General features: G+C 42.5%; 15 protein-coding genes. 3 read left to right on the plus strand and 12 right to left on the minus strand.

Annotated features, from left to right (window positions below):
- The first annotated feature begins 235 nt into the window (after positions 1 to 235).
- Positions 236 to 3,184, plus strand: coding sequence for a non-ribosomal peptide synthetase (locus LDO37_RS09160; RefSeq protein ID WP_126608446.1), 2,949 nt, complete (start codon positions 236 to 238; stop codon positions 3,182 to 3,184).
- A gap of 74 nt (positions 3,185 to 3,258) precedes the next feature.
- Here LDO37_RS09160 and LDO37_RS09165 read toward each other — a convergent pair whose 3' ends face one another.
- From LDO37_RS09165 to matP, 5 genes are all read right to left on the minus strand, one after another.
- A complete protein-coding gene (locus tag LDO37_RS09165; protein ID WP_126608447.1) occupies positions 3,259 to 4,215 on the minus strand; it encodes a chromosome partitioning protein ParA in 957 nt (318 codons plus the stop codon).
- Entirely contained in the window at positions 4,212 to 5,540 is a 1,329-nt protein-coding gene (locus LDO37_RS09170) for a sphingomyelin phosphodiesterase (protein WP_126608448.1), read from the minus strand. Before LDO37_RS09170 ends, LDO37_RS09165 begins: the two co-directional genes overlap by 4 nt.
- Before the next feature lie 471 nt (positions 5,541 to 6,011).
- The gene (locus LDO37_RS09175; protein WP_126608980.1) at positions 6,012 to 6,329 is read right to left on the minus strand and encodes a hypothetical protein; all 318 of its coding nucleotides are present in this window, start codon (positions 6,327 to 6,329) and stop codon (positions 6,012 to 6,014) included.
- A 174-nt stretch (positions 6,330 to 6,503) separates the two neighbouring features.
- The gene (locus LDO37_RS09180; RefSeq protein WP_104399795.1) at positions 6,504 to 6,815 is read right to left on the minus strand and encodes a DUF3634 family protein; all 312 of its coding nucleotides are present in this window, start codon (positions 6,813 to 6,815) and stop codon (positions 6,504 to 6,506) included.
- Positions 6,816 to 6,831: 16 nt separating this feature from the next.
- On the minus strand, positions 6,832 to 7,281 hold the full coding sequence (gene matP / locus LDO37_RS09185) for a macrodomain Ter protein MatP (RefSeq protein WP_101113866.1): 450 nt from the start codon (positions 7,279 to 7,281) through the stop codon (positions 6,832 to 6,834).
- Between the two features lie 165 nt (positions 7,282 to 7,446).
- Here matP and LDO37_RS09190 point away from each other — a divergent pair, with 165 nt between their 5' ends.
- Both LDO37_RS09190 and fabA read left to right on the plus strand, forming a co-directional pair.
- A complete protein-coding gene (locus LDO37_RS09190; protein ID WP_126608979.1) occupies positions 7,447 to 9,108 on the plus strand; it encodes an AAA family ATPase in 1,662 nt (553 codons plus the stop codon).
- 64 nt (positions 9,109 to 9,172) lie between these two features.
- A complete protein-coding gene (gene fabA / locus LDO37_RS09195; protein ID WP_101113868.1) occupies positions 9,173 to 9,691 on the plus strand; it encodes a bifunctional 3-hydroxydecanoyl-ACP dehydratase/trans-2-decenoyl-ACP isomerase in 519 nt (172 codons plus the stop codon).
- A 143-nt stretch (positions 9,692 to 9,834) separates the two neighbouring features.
- On the opposite strand, the gene rmf is transcribed toward fabA, so the two are convergent.
- The 7 genes from rmf to pyrD form a co-directional block, all read right to left on the minus strand.
- The gene (gene rmf / locus LDO37_RS09200) at positions 9,835 to 10,008 is read right to left on the minus strand and encodes a ribosome modulation factor (RefSeq protein WP_004409177.1); all 174 of its coding nucleotides are present in this window, start codon (positions 10,006 to 10,008) and stop codon (positions 9,835 to 9,837) included.
- A 164-nt stretch (positions 10,009 to 10,172) separates the two neighbouring features.
- Positions 10,173 to 12,038, minus strand: coding sequence for a DUF3466 family protein (locus LDO37_RS09205; RefSeq protein WP_126608978.1), 1,866 nt, complete (start codon positions 12,036 to 12,038; stop codon positions 10,173 to 10,175).
- Between the two features lie 9 nt (positions 12,039 to 12,047).
- Positions 12,048 to 13,979, minus strand: coding sequence for an ABC transporter ATP-binding protein (locus LDO37_RS09210; RefSeq protein ID WP_126608977.1), 1,932 nt, complete (start codon positions 13,977 to 13,979; stop codon positions 12,048 to 12,050).
- The gene (locus LDO37_RS09215) at positions 13,957 to 14,208 is read right to left on the minus strand and encodes a glutaredoxin family protein (RefSeq protein WP_126608976.1); all 252 of its coding nucleotides are present in this window, start codon (positions 14,206 to 14,208) and stop codon (positions 13,957 to 13,959) included. Before LDO37_RS09215 ends, LDO37_RS09210 begins: the two co-directional genes overlap by 23 nt.
- 3 nt (positions 14,209 to 14,211) lie before the next feature.
- Entirely contained in the window at positions 14,212 to 16,344 is a 2,133-nt protein-coding gene (gene rlmKL / locus LDO37_RS09220; RefSeq protein ID WP_126608975.1) for a bifunctional 23S rRNA (guanine(2069)-N(7))-methyltransferase RlmK/23S rRNA (guanine(2445)-N(2))-methyltransferase RlmL, read from the minus strand.
- Between the two features lie 520 nt (positions 16,345 to 16,864).
- Positions 16,865 to 17,407 carry a cell division protein ZapC gene (locus LDO37_RS09225; RefSeq protein WP_101113873.1) on the minus strand — a complete coding sequence of 181 codons (543 nt, stop codon included), beginning with the start codon at positions 17,405 to 17,407 and terminating at the stop codon, positions 16,865 to 16,867.
- Positions 17,408 to 17,565: 158 nt separating this feature from the next.
- Positions 17,566 to 18,576: a quinone-dependent dihydroorotate dehydrogenase gene (pyrD, locus tag LDO37_RS09230; RefSeq protein ID WP_224055421.1), complete on the minus strand. Its 1,011-nt coding sequence runs from the start codon at positions 18,574 to 18,576 to the stop codon at positions 17,566 to 17,568.
- Positions 18,577 to 18,620: the final 44 nt, after the last annotated feature.

An 18,620-nucleotide genomic window follows, 5' to 3' on the forward strand; every position in this document is an offset into this window, starting at 1 on the left:
GTGGTTTCAAATTTGTTTAAAATTGGTGCCATATTCTAGTTAAGAGTATATTAATCGGTAAAACAATTCACAATGTTTTGTTAGGTTACGGGCAATTTTTATTTGGCTACCTCTCCCCTTGATACATAAGGGGTAAGACTGTTTTACCTTGCTGACTTAAGAGTAAATAATTTAAGCACAAGGGTGTCTATGAGGAGCATTTTATTCGCCTGTTTTCAATGGAACCGATTCAGATATGGATGCTTCAATTCATCACCAAAAACTCTCTGCCAAATGTGGTCATGTGGCTCTGCCATGGTTACAACAATTCGAACTAATTACTCGTCAGTTTCCAAACCACCAAGCTATTTTAAACCCTTCCGGCGACTCTTTTAGTTATCAAGAGTTGGACAGTAAAGCTAATCAACTTGCAAACTACTTACGTGATGCGCTTGGCCGATTGCCCGCGGGACACACGGGTCAAGTTGTCGCTGTGTGTTTTTCTCGGGTGAATGTCGAAGTCGCAACTGCGTTTTTGGCTGTTCTAAAACTGGGGGCTGCCATTCATTTTGTTGAGCCTAAGCTTGGGATCGAAGTGAATAACAAACGTTTGAGAAAAATATCGCCTGATCTTGTCCTCCTTGACGAAAATAATGCTCACCTATCCCACGATATTGAAGAGTTTGAAACGTTGGTACTGAGCGAGCATCAACATCAAATAGATCATGCCGCTGAAACAAGTATTGTGACTGTTGGGTCACGTAATAGTGCTTGTGTATTCTGCAGTTCAGGGACAACAGGTGAGCCCAAAGTGATAACAATGCCAATGCTTCCACTGTCCAACCTAACTCGTTCTGCAAGCGAAGAGCTCCACCTATGCCCTGAAAGTCGCCTTATACAGCTTGCTCGACGTAATTTTGATGCGGTGGTGCACGAGCTGGCGATTTCTTTAGGTAATGGAGCATGCTTAGTATTGGTGGACGAACAAACGATGTTTTGCCATCAAGGGTTTGTCGAGTTCATAGAAGAGCAGCGAGTGTCACACATGACTATTACGCCTTCGCATATCAGCCATTTACTGAAAACACACGAAGGCAATCCTTCACGCATTTTTGAGCCTTTGAACACTGTTATGCTGGTTGGAGAAGCTTTTAGTGATGACCTCCCTCCTCGTCTAGCAAAGGCTGGCGTATCTCGCGTGGTAAATGGATATGGTCCATCTGAAGCCGGTATTTGGGTGATGAGCTCCGTGCTATTTGATTCAGGTGTATCAACAGAAATTATGCCGACTACACTAGGTAAGCCCGTTCGTGGCGTTGATGTTCGTGTTATGAGGCAGTGTGATTTAACACATACCTGGCAATTATGTGAAGCGGGTGAAAAAGGCGAACTACTGGTGAGTAACCGCCTTCAAAACGTTTACAAAGATCAGAAAAACAATCAGAGTCGATATCTGTATATCCCAGACCCTATCACCGATAACATCGAGTGCTTTTACCGAACGGGCGACATTGTCGAAATTTCAAACCAAAACGAATTGGTCTTTGTGGGTAGGCAGGATAATCAAATCAAGCTCGCTGGACAGCTTGTTGTAACAGACGAAGTGGCAAACCAACTAAAAGAAGCATGTGTCACTCTCTTTAAAGCTCGCAACATCGATATATACATAGATGTAGAGCGAAATTCTCAGGGTACGCCGGTATCTTTAACTGCCTACCATACCGCAGAAACACCTCAAGATGCTGACAACATTGCTTGCGAGATCAGTCGTTATCTAACTAATCAGCTCCCCTCTTACATGCTTCCGAAACGTTATGCTTGGCTGGAACGCTTTCCTATCAAAGTAGGAGGAAAATTAGATACGGTTTCAATCCAATCAAATGCTCAGGACTCTAAACGCATTCAGGCTCCGCAAACATTGCCTCAAACAGTTACTCAATTAGGTATCGCTAGTATTTGGCAGCATATCCTTTCGATGAGCGACTCCATTTATCTTGAGCATAGCTTTACGGACTTAGGCGGGACATCCCTGCAACTATTATCTATGTTGTCAGAAGTGAATCGAGAGTTTGGCATCCATATAAAATCAGACTCATTGATGCATATCGACACACTATTAAACCTATCCGTAGCCGTTGAAAGTGCCATAAGCTGCCCTCAATCAGAAGCTTTACTGCCTCCTTCTGAGATCAATTCTTTGATTGAGATGAAATCCTCAGAACACAATAAATATCTGTTCTTGGTGCATCCTGGGGATGGTCATGTTCAGGTGTATCAAAAAATGATGCCTTTACTGCCAGATACTCTGAATGTTTATGGGTTACGCGCACCTGGTGCCGAGGCTGGCGAAGAAATTGTCCCGTTTTCAGTTCTCGAATACGCGCAGCGTTACGCCAACCTCATTATGAAGCAGCAACCTCACGGAGACGTCTTTATTATGGGGTATTGCGCTGGAGCCCCCATTTCCATAGAAATTGCCCGCCTCTTAGAACAATCCAATAGGAAAGTTGCGATGCTTGCACTTGTAGACCTGCCTAATGGATATCACTTGCAAGAAAATACGGATATTGCGCAAGGGCTCGCTACCTTTTTTGAGCAAATGTACGGTGTGGATGTTTCTGCAAAGCAACTAAGAGAGCACGCAGACTCAGAAACGCAATTCGAACACCTATTCAAGCTTGCCTTACAGCAAGGAAAGGTCGCTCACAACGAAAAAGATCAACTTCGTAATGCGCTCAATGGCGTTATGTATGAACCAGAGCAAGAAGACTCCGTTGAAACACTGCACCTTTTCTTCAAATACGCCTTTAAATTAGATATTCCATCCCAAAAACTGCGTAACCTTAGTAACGAAATGGACAGACTCAACTACATCGTGAATAAAGGACGAGCAAAAGGCGTTTTTCCTGCTGCTCTAACCAGCGATTATTTCTCTCGATTATTGGCAATGGAAAACACAACAAAAGAGGCAGTCCATGGATACGTGCCAGCTCCTTTAAGTATTCAAGGCAAAATTCTTTACTTACATGCGCAGCCAAGCGTTGAGAACCCTATGGCCTGGTACCCTAACCCACAAACTTGGGTTCCCTATCTAAACAAGATGGAAGTACAACAGCTGAAGGGCGACCACTACTCGATTGTTAGAGAAGATCAGGATATGAAAGATCTCATTCGATGTTTAGCACCTCACATCACCGTTTCCTAAAAACGTCCTGATAAGAAAAACCATTTAAAAAAAGACGATGGTTCAAGCATCGTCTTTTTAAATTGAATATAGGGTTACTTAACACTGAAAAATTCTTGTCTAAATTCGGTCACTTGCTGGTGGTAATACGATTCCCACTCGCGGTCATTTAAATGCGATTTCTCTCGTGTTCGTTGGTCGGCTAATCGACTTTTTAACTTACGGAGTTCCAACTGATAGTCGTTTACTTCTTTTTTCTGCGCGTCAACTTGGTTTTCTCGCGCCTCTAACTCACGAATATCTTCACTTTCTAAGTGATGTAACCGTAACATTTTTCTAATATCGCGCTGATTCTCATGGCTATAGTGGCTTGGGATCAGCGATAGACCATATTCATATTGTTCTGCATTTGTTGATACGTTTAAGCCCTGAACACTGGTGTTCCACTGTGAAATGAGTGATTGATAAGCCTCAAAGAACATGTCTGGCTCTACGTGCGTTATTTCTTCACTTGCTAAACGAAAATCCAACAGTGTGAATTGATCTGAAAGTATGACACTCGCCATATCACCCCATACTTGATGCGCACCCTCTTTAAAAAGTTGTACACGTTCTTTTAAGTTTCCAGCATTCTCCAACGGTATATTAGCTTGTTGAAGATTCCACTCATCACTGAGAGAAGGAAAACGGGATAGCAATTGGTACCATCGCTCATCCATATTAAGTAAAGCTTTATCCAATTGGCTTGTGCAATCTCCAATAGCTCGGCATTTTTCCCAAAAGCTTTCCAGAGCTGAATACAAGAGCGCTCCTTTTAAGTCATCGAAACGATTCTCCTGTGTCTCTGGCATGCTTTTCGGGTCATCTGCTACGATCTTGGCTTGATCTCTAATCTCTTGAGCCTTTGATTGCTGCTCGGTAGCGTTAGATAAAACCGTGCTGCTTGGGGCTATGCCTGCCGTTCGTTCGTTAGCCGTATCGGAAGACAAGCTAAGGTAAGTAGCGCCCGCGAGTACAACGGGCACAAGAAAGGAAAAGACCTTTGTCATCATTTGATAACAGCCGAAACTGGGAAGTGATCGGATAAGTTATAATGCTTCCATAATCTCTCATCGGTGCTTCTTGGTACATCAACACGATTACTATTTTGGTTTTTCACGGCATATTCAGCGCTTACCATGATGTAATCTAAGTATTCAACATTTTCGCCGCCAGAAAGTGCCTCGCCTGCAAAATTGTTTATACGCGGATCAAATGTCGATTCCGTGTAACCCGAATAAGTGGGCTCAATTGCATTTAGGTTTGCGATCATCTGTTGATAATCACCAGGAAACTTCCTTTTATTAACGTTAAAGTCGCCACTGTAAATCACAGTTTCACTTGTTGGGATGTTCAGAGAATGCGCCATCTCGCGCATCTGTCGGAATTGTTTCTGGCGATATTCGCGAGCAGTATCCGTGTCAAATGACGCAGTATGAGTAGCAAAGACATGATACGCCTGACCATTTTTTATGACCTCAGCATAATTCACACCCTTATCCGCAAAACAATCTGTGCCGCTGCAATCTGGGAAAACATATTGTGCCTGATTAACAATCGGGTATCGGCTAACAATAGTCACACCACCATCGTGTATATTAAAACCACTTTTATCTAACATTTTGGTCTGGTATGGGTACTCTTTCGCTAATGCTCTAAGAAAATCATTTCTGCCATTTGAAAAGACTTCCTGAAGTGCCAACACATCGTAACCTTTCACATACTCTGGGATGATGTCGAGTCGATCGCCAATGTGCGAAGCAATCGCAGGTAATGCCCAAACATTATAAGTCATCACTTTCAGCGTCGTTGATGTTGAATCCGGCGATTCGCTTTGTTTTTTTGGCGTAATTGTGTAGTAGAGATCATCATAGCGCCCAGTTGCGTCAGATTTGAACGCCAGTTCGACTTCTCGCTGACCAAAAACTTGAGATTGATAACGGTACACGCTTCGATCTTCTTTCAAATCAAGCTCAACATCAGATGAACTAACGCCATATGTCATAGCGGAGTTGTACCAATATCCATTCATTTTTTGGTGTAAGCGAATGCTTTCTCCGTTAGGATTTGAAGCAACGGTTTCAAACTCGTAAGTATGACCTGCCTTAACACCTTCCCAACGATTAAAACTCATTACTGATTTCGTTTCCCAAGGCTTAAGCTCTTGAATATGTTGAAACCATTCACTCCCATGCTGCAGAAGATCTGACCCCGTATGCTTAACTTGTATTGTTAAAGGTTTATCTGAGTTATTAGTAAGGTAAACATCTGTATCCGCGAGTGAACTTGTCGAAGTAAGTGCTATAGCAACAAGTAGTTTCCACTGTGTATTTCTCATTTTATTTCCTTATTTTTGGAGAGCAAAATGAAAATTAGAGTAAATACGTTACGTTTGTTTTATAAATTAATTATAAATATATTTATTTGTGGGGAAAATCATAATCTATTATCAGTGTCTGCATTATTATCATGTATTTCAGTGATATATATCACAGTAAGATCTCATAGCTGTAACTTGATGAAACCCATAAATTTTCGTGAGATCAATATCTAAGATTGGCTAATAATGATTTACAAACAAATGTAATCGATTGCATTATTACCTCGACCTCATACCTTTGCTTGCTGCGCTGGGGTTAAGGAGCCTTTTTTAAGGCTCCTTTTTGCTATTTGTAGGAAAAAGAAATTGTTAGATAGAAACTACACCGATGGATAGCCATATGTACTTAGCTGATTTATAGAGGGATTAACATTTAGTTATAGTGCGTTAGATTGGTGATTTTGTACTGAAGGAAGAGGCAAATACATATCACTCTGAAACGTGGATCCTGATCAGTTTTTCCGGAACATGGTATTTGAAACGCATCCCTTTCTTAATTCCACGGCTCCCAACTTTGCAAATCTTTTTATCTCCTGCATGTCGAACCCTTTTGATGTAGGCGTATTTGCCTTTGTGTTCCATTTCGATCATGTAGTTACAATAACCTTGCAATGGCTTCTTATGCTTCCGTATTGCCCTTTCTATTTTTGCTTTTATTTTCGCGGCTACTTTATTGGTTTGCGAATCATCCGCATGAGCAGGTGCGACAAGGCAGCCTATTAGCAATAACATTCTCAGATTCATCATTCTCGCTCCTTTACCATCGGACGAAAACTAACGCTGAATATGGTTATTGACCTAATAATTAGAACGGCTTTTACGACCTATATCTAACTGTATTTTATGGTATTGCAGAATTGCGGTGCAGGTTTTGAACCAAGCCAAAATGACTTGGTTCATGGGTGATGAGGTTTGCAAATCTTACGCAGATTTTTTTGACGAGTCGTTTTTAAAGCCCTGATGCGGAAATACGTTTCTGATTCGTTGCTGAACTTTGCTCGGTATGCTTTTGCTAAAAGTGAGCCTTGCACCATTGCGTGTTGAATATACTTTAACAACACCAGAAAATGGGGTCTTGTGACCAATTTCAAGGCAGTTATGTTTAAAACCAGCGGGGAAATGACCTTTAAATGTAGCCAGCTCGCCGTCTCTAAACTCAGCCTTGAGCTTCGGGCGGTCGACGCCAATTAACCAAAATATAGCAATGGCAGCAACCAATAAAAGCCACAACATGTTTATCTCCTTGGATTTAATCAGACAATAACTTACTTAAGTCTTCTTTTAGGCTATTTACCGTTTTGCTTGCTTTCTCACTGCGAGATGCTTCACTGAGCAAATATTCAATGGCATCAGATAGCGTACAGCCTAACTCATTAGCACGCCCAGACAGCTTTTCCCAAACACGGTAATCCAGATCGATGGACTTCTTTTTGGTATGAACTTGTTCTGCATTGAAGTGGCGCTTTCGCTTTGCTCGTATCGCCTGCTTCATCTTGTTATCAAGCTCAGGAGACATGTGCCTATCGATCCATTCCAGCACGAATGTTGGTTCATGTTCTATGCGTTTTAATTGCTCAACGGCTTGATCTGCCTCACTGGAATCGAGATGTTTCGTGATCGTTTCACCATCTTTCCATTTTTTGATGAGATACTGCCACTTCCAACCACATTCAAGGTTATCAAGCTGTTGATATTTCATGAACCTGTCCTTAACTAAAACCTGTGTTACAGCGTAACCCAGTTCCTTATAAATTACAATCTTCTAGCGATCACACTTTATTGATTTGAATTGGCAATCTTATGTATCTCAAGATGGGGAATTTTTATATACTTTGGCTCTTTTAAAATTTATGAAAAGCAGAAAATGCAGCAAACTTGGCAGAACGTCACCCCTCAATACGAAGATTATAATTCGCTGTTCGAACAGTTCGAGACATTAAACTCACAATCTTTCTTAACAATGCAGCCTCGCTTCTCTTCTGCTTTAGCCCGCTTCGATAAACTTAGCAACTTAACTCGCGTCCTTCTAGTTAATGGACCAGACAACGCGATTTATCGCCAAATAATGCTCCACTCGTTTCAAGAATTGCAGCAGTCAGGAGATTTGGATAACAAACCGGTGGTCAAAACAGAAACGGTTGATCCGAAAGATATTTTTGGTTCGTTCGAGTCTGAAGATGGAGAAGTTACTCGTTTAAACGAAGGTTTACTACACCAAGCCAATGGCGGTTACCTGTTAGTTTCTGCAAATCTGCTTTTAGCTAATCCTTCTAGTTGGCTCAAGTTGAAATCAGCGCTATTGGGAGAAGCTTTTAGCTTACTTTCAACGTCTTCCAAGCAACTACCGAACGAAACCCCACATCGAACTGTTGACGTCAAACTCATTGTGCTAGGCGACAGGTCACAAATGGGCGACTTGGATTATATGGATGTTGATATGGGAAGCGACTTCTGTATGTTTTCAGAATTAGAACCCGATTACCGTATTAATAACGAATCTATTGAAAAATATCTGGGCTATGTAAAATACTTGATATCCCACTACTCTCTACCTTCTTTAAATGTTTCTGGTATACAAGAGCTACTCCGAGCTGGTGCACGCGAGTGTGAAGACCAACAATTTTTCCCACTAAGCCCACTGTGGCACAACAGCCTACTCAGCGAAGCTGCCATTGAATCGGGATCCGAGATCATTGAAGGCGTTCATATTAAAGCAGCTTTGGCATCGAGGTACTTTTCCGAATCTTATCTACCGAAACGCGCACTTGAAGACATTCTGGATGGTCAGGTCGTTATTGAGACCGAAGGCGAGCAAATTGGGCAAGTCAATGGACTAACTGTGGTTGATGTTGCAGGTCACCCTGTATCTTACGGTGAACCAGCGCGTATTTCATGCGTTATGCACTTCGGCGATGGCGACATTTCAGATGTTGAACGCAAAGCTGACTTAGCTGGTAATATTCATGCCAAAGGTATGATGATAATGCAGGCTTTTGTAAGTAGAGCATTGGATCTAGAAGAACCGTTGCCATATTCAGCGTCCATCGTATTTGAACAGTCCTACTGCGAAACGGACGGAGACAGCGCTTCTTTAGCACAACTGTGCTCCTTCTTGAGTGCACTTGCGGAAGTACCAATAAATCAGCAAATCGCGGTTACAGGTGCGGTTGACCAATTTGGTCGTGTACAGGCTGTAGGTGGATTGAATGAAAAAATTGAAGGCTTCTTTGATGTTTGTGCTCATCAAGGTCTGAGTGGCGGTCAAGGCGTTATTTTACCCCTTACAAACCTGAAGCACCTCGTGTTAAAAGACGAGGTTGTCGAAGCCATTAAAGAGAAGAAATTCCACATTTGGACCGTCGAATCTGTAGATCAAGCCTTACCATTACTGACTGGTAAGGAATTCAGAGGTGACGGTGAAAACACTATATTGGCGAAAATCATTGAAAGATTAGAAAATTTTGATAAGCCAGAACAAGGTAATCGTTTGATTGATCGAATAAAACAGTGGTTCGACCATAACTGATCCGACTTGTTTAGCGTACACCTGTTCACTAAGATGCCCCTACGTATTTTTGGAGTAATAAATAATGCAAAATAAACGTGAATCGTATAATCGCGAAGAACTTCTAGCTTCCAGCCGCGGCGAGTTGTTTGGTCCTACTGGTCCTCAGCTTCCTGCACCAAACATGCTAATGATGGATCGCATCACAAAGATGTCTGAAACTGAAGGCGAATATGGGAAAGGACGTATTGAAGCAGAGCTAGATATTACTCCGGATCTCTGGTTCTTTGACTGCCACTTCCCTGGCGACCCTGTTATGCCTGGTTGCCTTGGTCTAGATGCTATGTGGCAGCTAGTAGGCTTCTACCTAGGTTGGGTTGGCGGCGAAGGTAAAGGCCGTGCTCTTGGGGTTGGCGAAGTGAAGTTCACAGGTCAAATTCTTCCAACAGCAAAAAAAGTGACTTACCAAATCGACATGAAGCGTGTTGTAAACCGCAGACTGGTTATGGGCTTGGCAGACGGTCGAGTTCTAGTAGACGGAAAAGAAATCTACGTAGCAAAAGATTTGAAAGTGGGTCTATTCCAAGACACTTCTTCTTTCTAAGATCGAAGTTGAAAATGATGAATACAGTGGCTAACCCACTGTATTTTTTTGTCCAATATATTTAGTTATAGTGCATTAGGAGTTATTTAAAAAGACCCCAAGATGTGGGGTCTGTAAAGAGTAATGTGTATGGGTGGATAAATTTATTTATAGAGACCAGCTTGCTTGTCATCTCTGGCATCACGCCAACCGCCTAGCCAATACGATTTCGCGTCCATCTGCTGATAGGGGCAAGCCTCCTGAGATCGACCGTTCAGACCCGCTTTATATCCCTGAGATTGAGCTCTTTCAAGGCGATCACGCTTCTGTCTCTTCATAGTACAGTCCTCATACAATGTAAATCGTTATCTTACTACTATTACTGTTGCGTGGAGTTTTTATGACTCCGCTATTAAGAATTGTACAATCAGCCGCGATCCTCAAGGCACAAAAAAGGCACGGATCCATTTTTGTGAACCCATGCCCAGTATTAACAATATTTCTATTTACGACGGAAACTGATTAGTGATAGGACACCTAACAAGAGGATCCCTAGCCCAGCACCTTTACGCTCTACAGGATCTTTATCGGCAGTTCGTTGCTGAATATTCGATGCTGTAGCACCATTTATGGGTGTAAGTTTAATAGAAACAAGCTTTTCCGTACCGCTGCACGAAGCATTGTGGCTCGTCGTTTTATAGCCACCAGCACACATCATTGCAGAAGCAGAAATGATGCCAGCATTGTTAATGTCATTTGCATCGATGATCCTAAACTGGTTGTTATGACCTGAAACCGATCCGTCGTTAGTGAGATCATCAAGCCACCAAGCTTTGTTTTGGAAAATACTTCCGCGGTTACCCGCTATGCTTCCAACATTGTATGGATAAATGAAAGCACGCTTACGTCTTAGTTTACCATCCACTTCACGAACGTTTTCAGCGTCAATACGGCCTACAATTTCGTTGAAGTCGTTGACTGCACGCATATCACCACCCGACCCCGCGAAAAAGATCCCGCCAGTCAAATAAGTGGCCGTTGGATTAGCAGAAGAAGCATTCGCAAGCCATAAACGATTGTTCAATGAGCCCTCTTCTACTGGCACATCAGTACGGCTACGTTTGTAATCGTAGTTACCACGCTTGGTCGAGCCTATAACCAACATATTTTGGTTAATGTCTGTCGCAATAGAGCTATGGTAAATATACCCGTCTGGGTTTAATGTCGTCCCGTCAATATCTTTTGTTGACCAGCCAGTAATTTTTTGAGGGTTTAAGCTATCTTCAAATTTTGGCTCAAATATAGCCGCTTCTGGAAGCATATCTGAAGAGTTCTTACGGTTATAGAAACCAACAAGAACAGGCTTATCTTCTAAAGTAGAACCGGATACTTTATTAATAACAGCGGCGCGAACACTAGCCTGACTTGACTGAGTGCCGCTGGATGTATCCGTTACTTTCGTTACGCTTACCGACGCAGGATCTGTGACATCCCACATCACCGCTTGATTATTGAAACGTAAGTTTTGGCATTGAGAGCGAGTATGAGGGTCGGAAACTGTTTCACAATCCGACTTAGTCCCAAATATTGAAAATGCTGACGATCCCACAACGTACTTTTTCTCACCTGATCCGTCCTGATTATCATAAGCAAACGAATCAAACGCGCGAGTCACACCCATTGTATCAAGTGGCTGAGAAGTCACGATAGGTTCAAGTACGGTAGAACCATAGAAACCTCGGCTTTTATACTGGCGAGCGTAGTTGCTAGACCCCGAATGAAGGTAGCCGCTGCTTGAATTACCTATCGCCGTTGTCCCATCAAAGTTGTTCACTACTATTTCATTCGTACCAGAAATATTGCCTGATACTTCAGAAATCAACGAACCACTAGTTAAAAATGCTTTTGTGTTGTTGTTATCTGCTGAGAACGGTGTAGACCACGTAAACGAGTTCAAGACACGCTGGGCACCACCAGAACCATTTGTCCCATGGAAAAAGCGGTCAGCCCATGCTTCACATGTGTTATAGCGCAAGTTGTAATCGCAATATTTACGATATTCGTCGCGATTACTTGTTTGATCAACAAATCGGAAGCGGTTATCAAAAAGAAAATCCATTTCATCGTTGATCCACTGGCCTGCCTCACCAATACGACCACGGGAGGCCACAATAGGATTACTACTACTGTTTGCACATGCTTCTGCAAAACAGTTAGTCACACCCGTGGATTCGCTTATTGCAGAACCAAAGTTCTCATTCTCTGAACTGCTTACAACTTCAATACTGTATAACGCTGCATGAGCAGACGTTGCACCTATGATTAGTGACGTTATTGCCGAAAGTTTAAATACTCTATTACGACTCATAGTTATTTCTTATTCCTGTTGCATTGCTTCAAGCTCTTCCCAGCGCTCAAAGGCAATTTCTAATTCCTGTTCCGCAGCGGACAACTTATCCAATACAGATTGTGTAGCATCTACCGGTTTTGAGAAAAACTCCGGATCATTCACCTGTGCTTGAAAATCTTCAATCGTTTGCTCTAAGTCCTCTAAGCGTTGCGGTAAGGTCTCTAGCTCTCGCTGTAGCTTATACGATAACTTCTTAGGCTTAGCGCGGGCTGCTGAATTTTTGGGACTTTCCTCAACCTGTTTTTCATCTTTAACCTGAGCACCAACATCAGCTGGTTTCGCAGCAGCTCTTAAAGAGCGAGATTGAGATCTTTGTTGCTGCGCATCATGATAGCCGCCAACAAATTCTTCTATCTGACCATTGCCTTCAAAAATCCAGCTGGTCGTGACAGTATTATCCACAAATTCCCTATCGTGACTGACTAACAGCAAAGTACCCTGATAGTTGGCAAGTAATTCTTCCAAAAGTTCCAGAGTTTCGATATCCAAATCGTTCGTTGGTTCATCGAGAACTAATAAATTGTTGGGACGAAGGAAAATACGCGCTAATAAAAGGCGATTCTTCTCACCACCAGATAAGGCTTTAACAGGAGTACGAGCTCGCTTAGGAGCAAAAAGGAAATCTTGAAGATAGCTTAACGCGTGACGCTGACGACCACCTACCATTACCTCTTGCTTACCATCCGCAAGGTTATCAATGACGGATTTTTCTGGATCTAGAATCTCGCGATACTGATCAAAGTACGCCACTTCGAGTTTAGTACCACAATGCAGCTTGCCTGAATCCGGTTCAAGCGTTCCTAGAAGCAACTTTAACACGGTACTTTTACCGCATCCGTTTGGACCGATCAGCGCAATTCGGTCACCTCGCATAATATTAAAGGTGAAGTCATCAACAATTGTATTGCCTTCAAAGCCAAAGTTAACGCCTTTAGCCTCAAATACGATCTTCCCTGAACGCGATGCCTCATCAATCTGGATATTCGCTTTGCCCTGCACTTCACGACGTTCGCTTCTCTCTTGACGCAATGCTTTTAACGCACGAACGCGTCCTTCATTACGAGTACGTCTGGCTTTTATGCCTTGACGGATCCAAACTTCTTCCTGAGCAAGCTTTTTATCGAATTCTGCGTTTTGCATCTCTTCAACGCGAAGCATTTCTTCTTTTTCAACCAAGTAATTTTCATAATCACCAGGGAAACTGGCTAACTGACCACGATCCAAATCCACAATTCGCGTTGCCATAGATTTTATGAACGCGCGGTCGTGCGAAATGAAAATGATGGACCCACGAAAGTCCTTCAGGAAACCTTCTAACCATTCAATCGTTGTAACGTCTAGGTGGTTGGTCGGCTCATCTAGTAACAATACATCTGGCTCACAGACAAGTGCTCTCGCTAGCGCGGCTTTTCGTTGCCAGCCACCAGATAAATCAGAAAGCAGTGTATGTCCATCAAGACTCAGCGCACCCAAAACATTCTTTATTCTATCTTCAAAACGCCAAGCACCAGAATGCTCGAGTTGCTCTTGTACGGTAGCGAGCTTATTTATGTTCTTTTCGCTTGGGTCGACAGCAACGAGATCGAGCAGATCTTGATAGATCTTAAGTTGCTCACCTGCTCCAGCCAGACCTTCTGAAACATAATCGAAAACAGTACCTGACTCATTGCGCGGCGGATCTTGTTCTAAACGGGATACAACAACGTCTTGCGTTACTTGCATCTTGCCGTCGTCCATAATAATTTCGCCCGCCAACACTTTCATCAGTGTTGATTTGCCCGCACCATTACGCCCTACTAAACAAACACGTTCATTTTCCTGAAGTGCGAAATCTGCGTGATCAAGTAATGGGTGATCGCCGAACGCAAGTTGTCCATTATGAATGGTAATTAATGCCATGTTTTTCTAACCATTGTTGTAATTCTTGTAAATCGAAAGGCCACCCCAATTCTGAAGGCTCTGAACCTACTATTGAAACAACCGGAATGGTGACCCCGTAACGTTGAAATAGGTTGTCGTCAAAAGCGATATCAACGACTTTGACGTGTTCAATCACGCCAGCCTGCCCTAATAAGCCATATGCCATCTCACATAGATGGCATCCTTCAGTACTGTAGAGTGTTAACACACCTTATCCTTGATGAGTGACGATCCAGCAATTGTGGATTTGCTTATTACGCGAGAAATCTTGAGGTAACGTCTGTGATGAAATGTTTTCAGCTTTCAACCCAAGCTCCGCGAGCGCATCCAAATCCATTTTGAAATGACGTTTGTTGTTCGAAAAAACAATTGTACCGTTACCGCGTAACAGCCTCTTTAAGTTTTTCATTAACTGAATGTGATCACGTTGTATATCGAACGACTGCTCCATGCGTTTAGAGTTTGAAAACGTCGGGGGATCAATAAAAATAAGATCGAACTCACCATCTGCTTGCTCTAACCATTGAAGGCAATCGGCTTGAACAAACTGATGCTCGCTCCCAGAAATGCCGTTTATGGCTAAGTTTTCTTGAGCCCACTCTAGGTAAGTTTTGGACATATCTACTGTGGTTGTAGATTTGGCGCCACCACAAGCTGCATGTACCGTCGCAGAACCTGTGTAAGCAAATAGGTTTAGGAAGTCTTTACCACCAGCTAATTGACCCAGCTTACGACGTGTTAACTTGTGATCAAGGAATAAGCCGGTATCAAGGTAATCGTGGAGGTTAACTAAAAGATCCACTCCATATTCCGTTACCTGTATAAACTCAGAGTTTTGGCTGAGTTTTTGATACTGGCTGCTTCCCTTCTTCTTCTCTCTTACTTTAAGCACGACATTGTTTGCTTCTACACCTGTTACTTGAATAGTTGCTCGAATAATGTCGGTTAATCTGCGTTTGGTTTTTTCTTCAGGTATATTTTTGGGCGCCGCGTATTCTTGAATTACGATATGGTCTTGGTAAATATCAATCGCCGCGTTGTATTCAGGTAAATCCGCATCGTATACACGATAGCAATCTAATTTTTCTTTTCTCGCCCACTTACTCAGTTTTGTTAAGTTTTTCTTTAGGCGATTAGCAAAATCAGGGGCAACCAAGGTTTCTTGCTTTGTTTCTTGGTTGGATTCAGGTGAAGTAGCGCTTCTTTCACTGATACTATAATTCTTTTGGTGACATTGTAACGCACCATTCGCCAGTTTGAACTGTTTCTCGGCACGCATACGCAAGCAGGCAAGCAATTCATCAGATGAAGAGAAAATAGAAGCTTGGCAACCGCCAAATTCTGTTTTTAATTGTGCTCCAAAAGCAGTGTATAAGGCAATGAGACCTGGCTGTGTGCCCAAACGCTCACCATAAGGCGGGTTTGATACGATAACTCCATCATCAAACTCTTTAGGGCGTTTAACCTGCGCGGCATCCTCTTTCGCAAACTGAATCAGTGACTCAACACCTGCTCTTTTAGCATTTTCACGCGCCGTCTTTAGAACACGTGCGTCGTTATCAAACCCAAAGAACTTCGATTCAACCTTTTTAACACCCCTACGCGCTTGCACATTGGCTTCCGATTTTATCTCAGCCCACTTTTCAGGCTCGAAATCAGAAAGTGATTCAAAACACCAATACTTGCGATTTACGCCCGGTGCCATGTTAGCCGCCATCATTGCTGCTTCAATCAACAATGTACCGGAACCACACATGGGATCTAACAAGTTATTCCCTTGCTGCCAGCCACTACGCGAAATAATGGCTGCAGCCAGTGTTTCGCGAAGTGGTGCTCTACCAGCCTCAGTTCGATAACCGCGATGATGCAACCCAGAACCAACCATATCAAAGCCAACCAATGCATTGTCTTTAAATAGACGAACATGCACACGTAGATCTGGATGATCTTTTTGGATCGACGGTCTTGATAGGTTCTTTTTGTTAAACGAGTCAACGATGCCATCTTTTACCTTTAAAGCACCGTATTGGCTATTGCGAATTTCTCGGTTTGTACCGTTGAAGTCCACCACAAATGTTTTGTTGCTATCAAAGTGCGATGACCAGTTAATCGCTGCAACCGACAAGTACAAGTCCATATCATCCTGACATTTGAATTCAGAAAGAATACGAACGAAACGTGATGCCAACCTACTCCACAAACATACTCTGTAGATTTGCGCGTTGGTCGCTTTAAATTTTACCCCTGCTTGAACTGGTTTTGGGTCTTCAATCCCTAAATTTTTCAATTCATCTGCAAGTAGGTTTTCAAGCCCGTTGGAAGTGACGGCTAAATACTGATTCATACTGGTCTTTTGGTAACAAAAATGAGCTCGATTATACCTGAGCAAGAAGCACAAACCGAACTCAATCTTTCCAAAAATTAGTCTTAGCAATCTAAGTGCACGTTTTTCAAACAATTCACGCACGCCTTTCAGCAAATTACTTCTATTTTGGTCAGTAAGTACTTAGTGACAGTAAAACTGACGCTTTTAAAGGGGAAATAATGATAGTGCATACTTATTCGCTGCAATTTTGGTATATACCAGACATCGGATGGTGATGTAATTTAGGTACATATGGGGCTAAAACAGGAATTTTTGCACCTTATAAACGGGAATTTAGGTATAAACGGAAGCTAAAATTGGGAAAACTTTTATTTGATGGTGTTCAAATTTCTCACAACTGATATCAGCTAGGACCGGATTCGGTGTATTAGAGGCTGGCTGAGACGAGAGAAATTGCGCGAAATAAAGACAAAAAAAGAGCCATTGGCAATGCCAATAGCTCGAAGGAACGATTTCATTAGGGATGTAAAAACGCGTACTAGCCTACCAGAGCTATCGGCGCATAGTTGTCAAATGCTTCTGCCCTTGCTATGCGATCATGCATAACTTTGACAGACTGACAAAAACTGAGAGATTTCGATGCAGTCAGTTGAAAACCATCTAATTCTACTGAAGCGCATACGCTGGCGTTGTCGCAAACTTCTACAACTACAAAAAGACCGCTATTTAATTCATTTTTTAAATAAACTAATTCGCCTTGCGAAGGGTTATGCCCTTCTCCTTGATAGTCAAAAAACCAGCTTTTAGGTTGCACAGGCTTATGATAGCGGTGCGTTGCGACACAATTCAGAACCAACTGAGCCTGCCTAGGCTCTGTTAGAGGAAGAGTTTGTACGGATTCCTTAAATTGCTGGAATACTGAAGCGTCATCAACAGAAAATTCACTGTCTCTGAATGCGCAGTCCACTAAAAACTTTTGAGGAATCTCTACTTTAAAAGCCATGCCGTCATCAAGCCCTAATACCAGGGCGCTTACTTTTTTATCAAAGTACCACTTCCAGTTGTCGCTTGGTTTCAACATGTTCCGTCTCTTCAATCTTCGTAGTGATCAGTAATTTAGAATTCAAGTCACTGAACTAAAATCCATTTACTCATTTATTCTACAAAGCGATCGACAAAAAAAAAGGGGAAAAATCCCCTTTTGTTTTTGTGAATATGATGTGATTTTCAGAAGAAAATTTATAGGTTTTTCACAATATCTCTGACTAAACCAGGACCTTTGTAGATAAAACCTGAATAGACTTGAACCAACTTAGCGCCTGCAATCATTTTTTCTTTTGCAGCAACATAGGAATCAACACCACCCACTCCAATGATAGGAAGTTTGTCGCCTAGCTCTTCGTGAAGTTTGCGAACGACTTCAGTACTTCTCGATTGTACTGGTCGCCCACTTAGCCCACCCGCTTCGTTTGCGTTTTTCATTCCTTCAACAATCGAACGGTCTAACGTTGTGTTAGTCGCGATTACGCCATCAATTTTATTCTTGATGAGTGATTCACAAATCTGAACGATTTCATCGTCACTGAGGTCAGGAGCAATTTTCAATGCAAGTGGAACGTATTTTCCGTGTTCAGTTTCAAGTTCTGCTTGTTTGGCTTTCAAGTCAGACAATAATTCATCAAGCGCTTCGCCATACTGAAGAGAGCGAAGTCCCGGTGTGTTAGGAGAAGAAATGTTTACCGCAATGTAACCGGCATACTGATACACTTTTTCCATACAGATCAGGTAGTCTTCACTTCCCTTTTCAATTGGGGTGTCTTTGTTCTTGCCAATGTTAATTCCAAGGACGCCATCATAAGTTGATTTTTTTACGTTTTCGACAAGATGATCCACACCTAGATTGTTAAAGCCCATACGGTTGATAATGCCCTCGGCTTCAACCAAACGGAACAAGCGAGGTTTGTCATTACCTGGTTGAGGTTTGGGTGTAACAGTCCCTACTTCTACAAAACCAAAACCCATCGCACCAAACGCATCGATACATTCCCCGTTCTTATCTAAGCCAGCCGCTAAGCCAACTGGATTTTTAAACGTAAGACCCATGCATTCTACTGGTCGGTGAGGAAGTTGCTGACGATAGAAGAGATCAAGAGGAGTGCCGTTGAAGCGTTTGAAGTTATCTATTGCGAGCTCGTGTGCCTTTTCGGCATCGAGTTGAAAAAAGCCAGTTCTGGCTAGACGGTAAAGCATTGTGCCTCCGAAAGAAAAAAGCCCCGTTAAACGGGGCTGTATTA

It is taken from the genome of Vibrio penaeicida (assembly GCF_019977755.1).
GTDB classification, from domain to species: domain Bacteria; phylum Pseudomonadota; class Gammaproteobacteria; order Enterobacterales; family Vibrionaceae; genus Vibrio; species Vibrio penaeicida.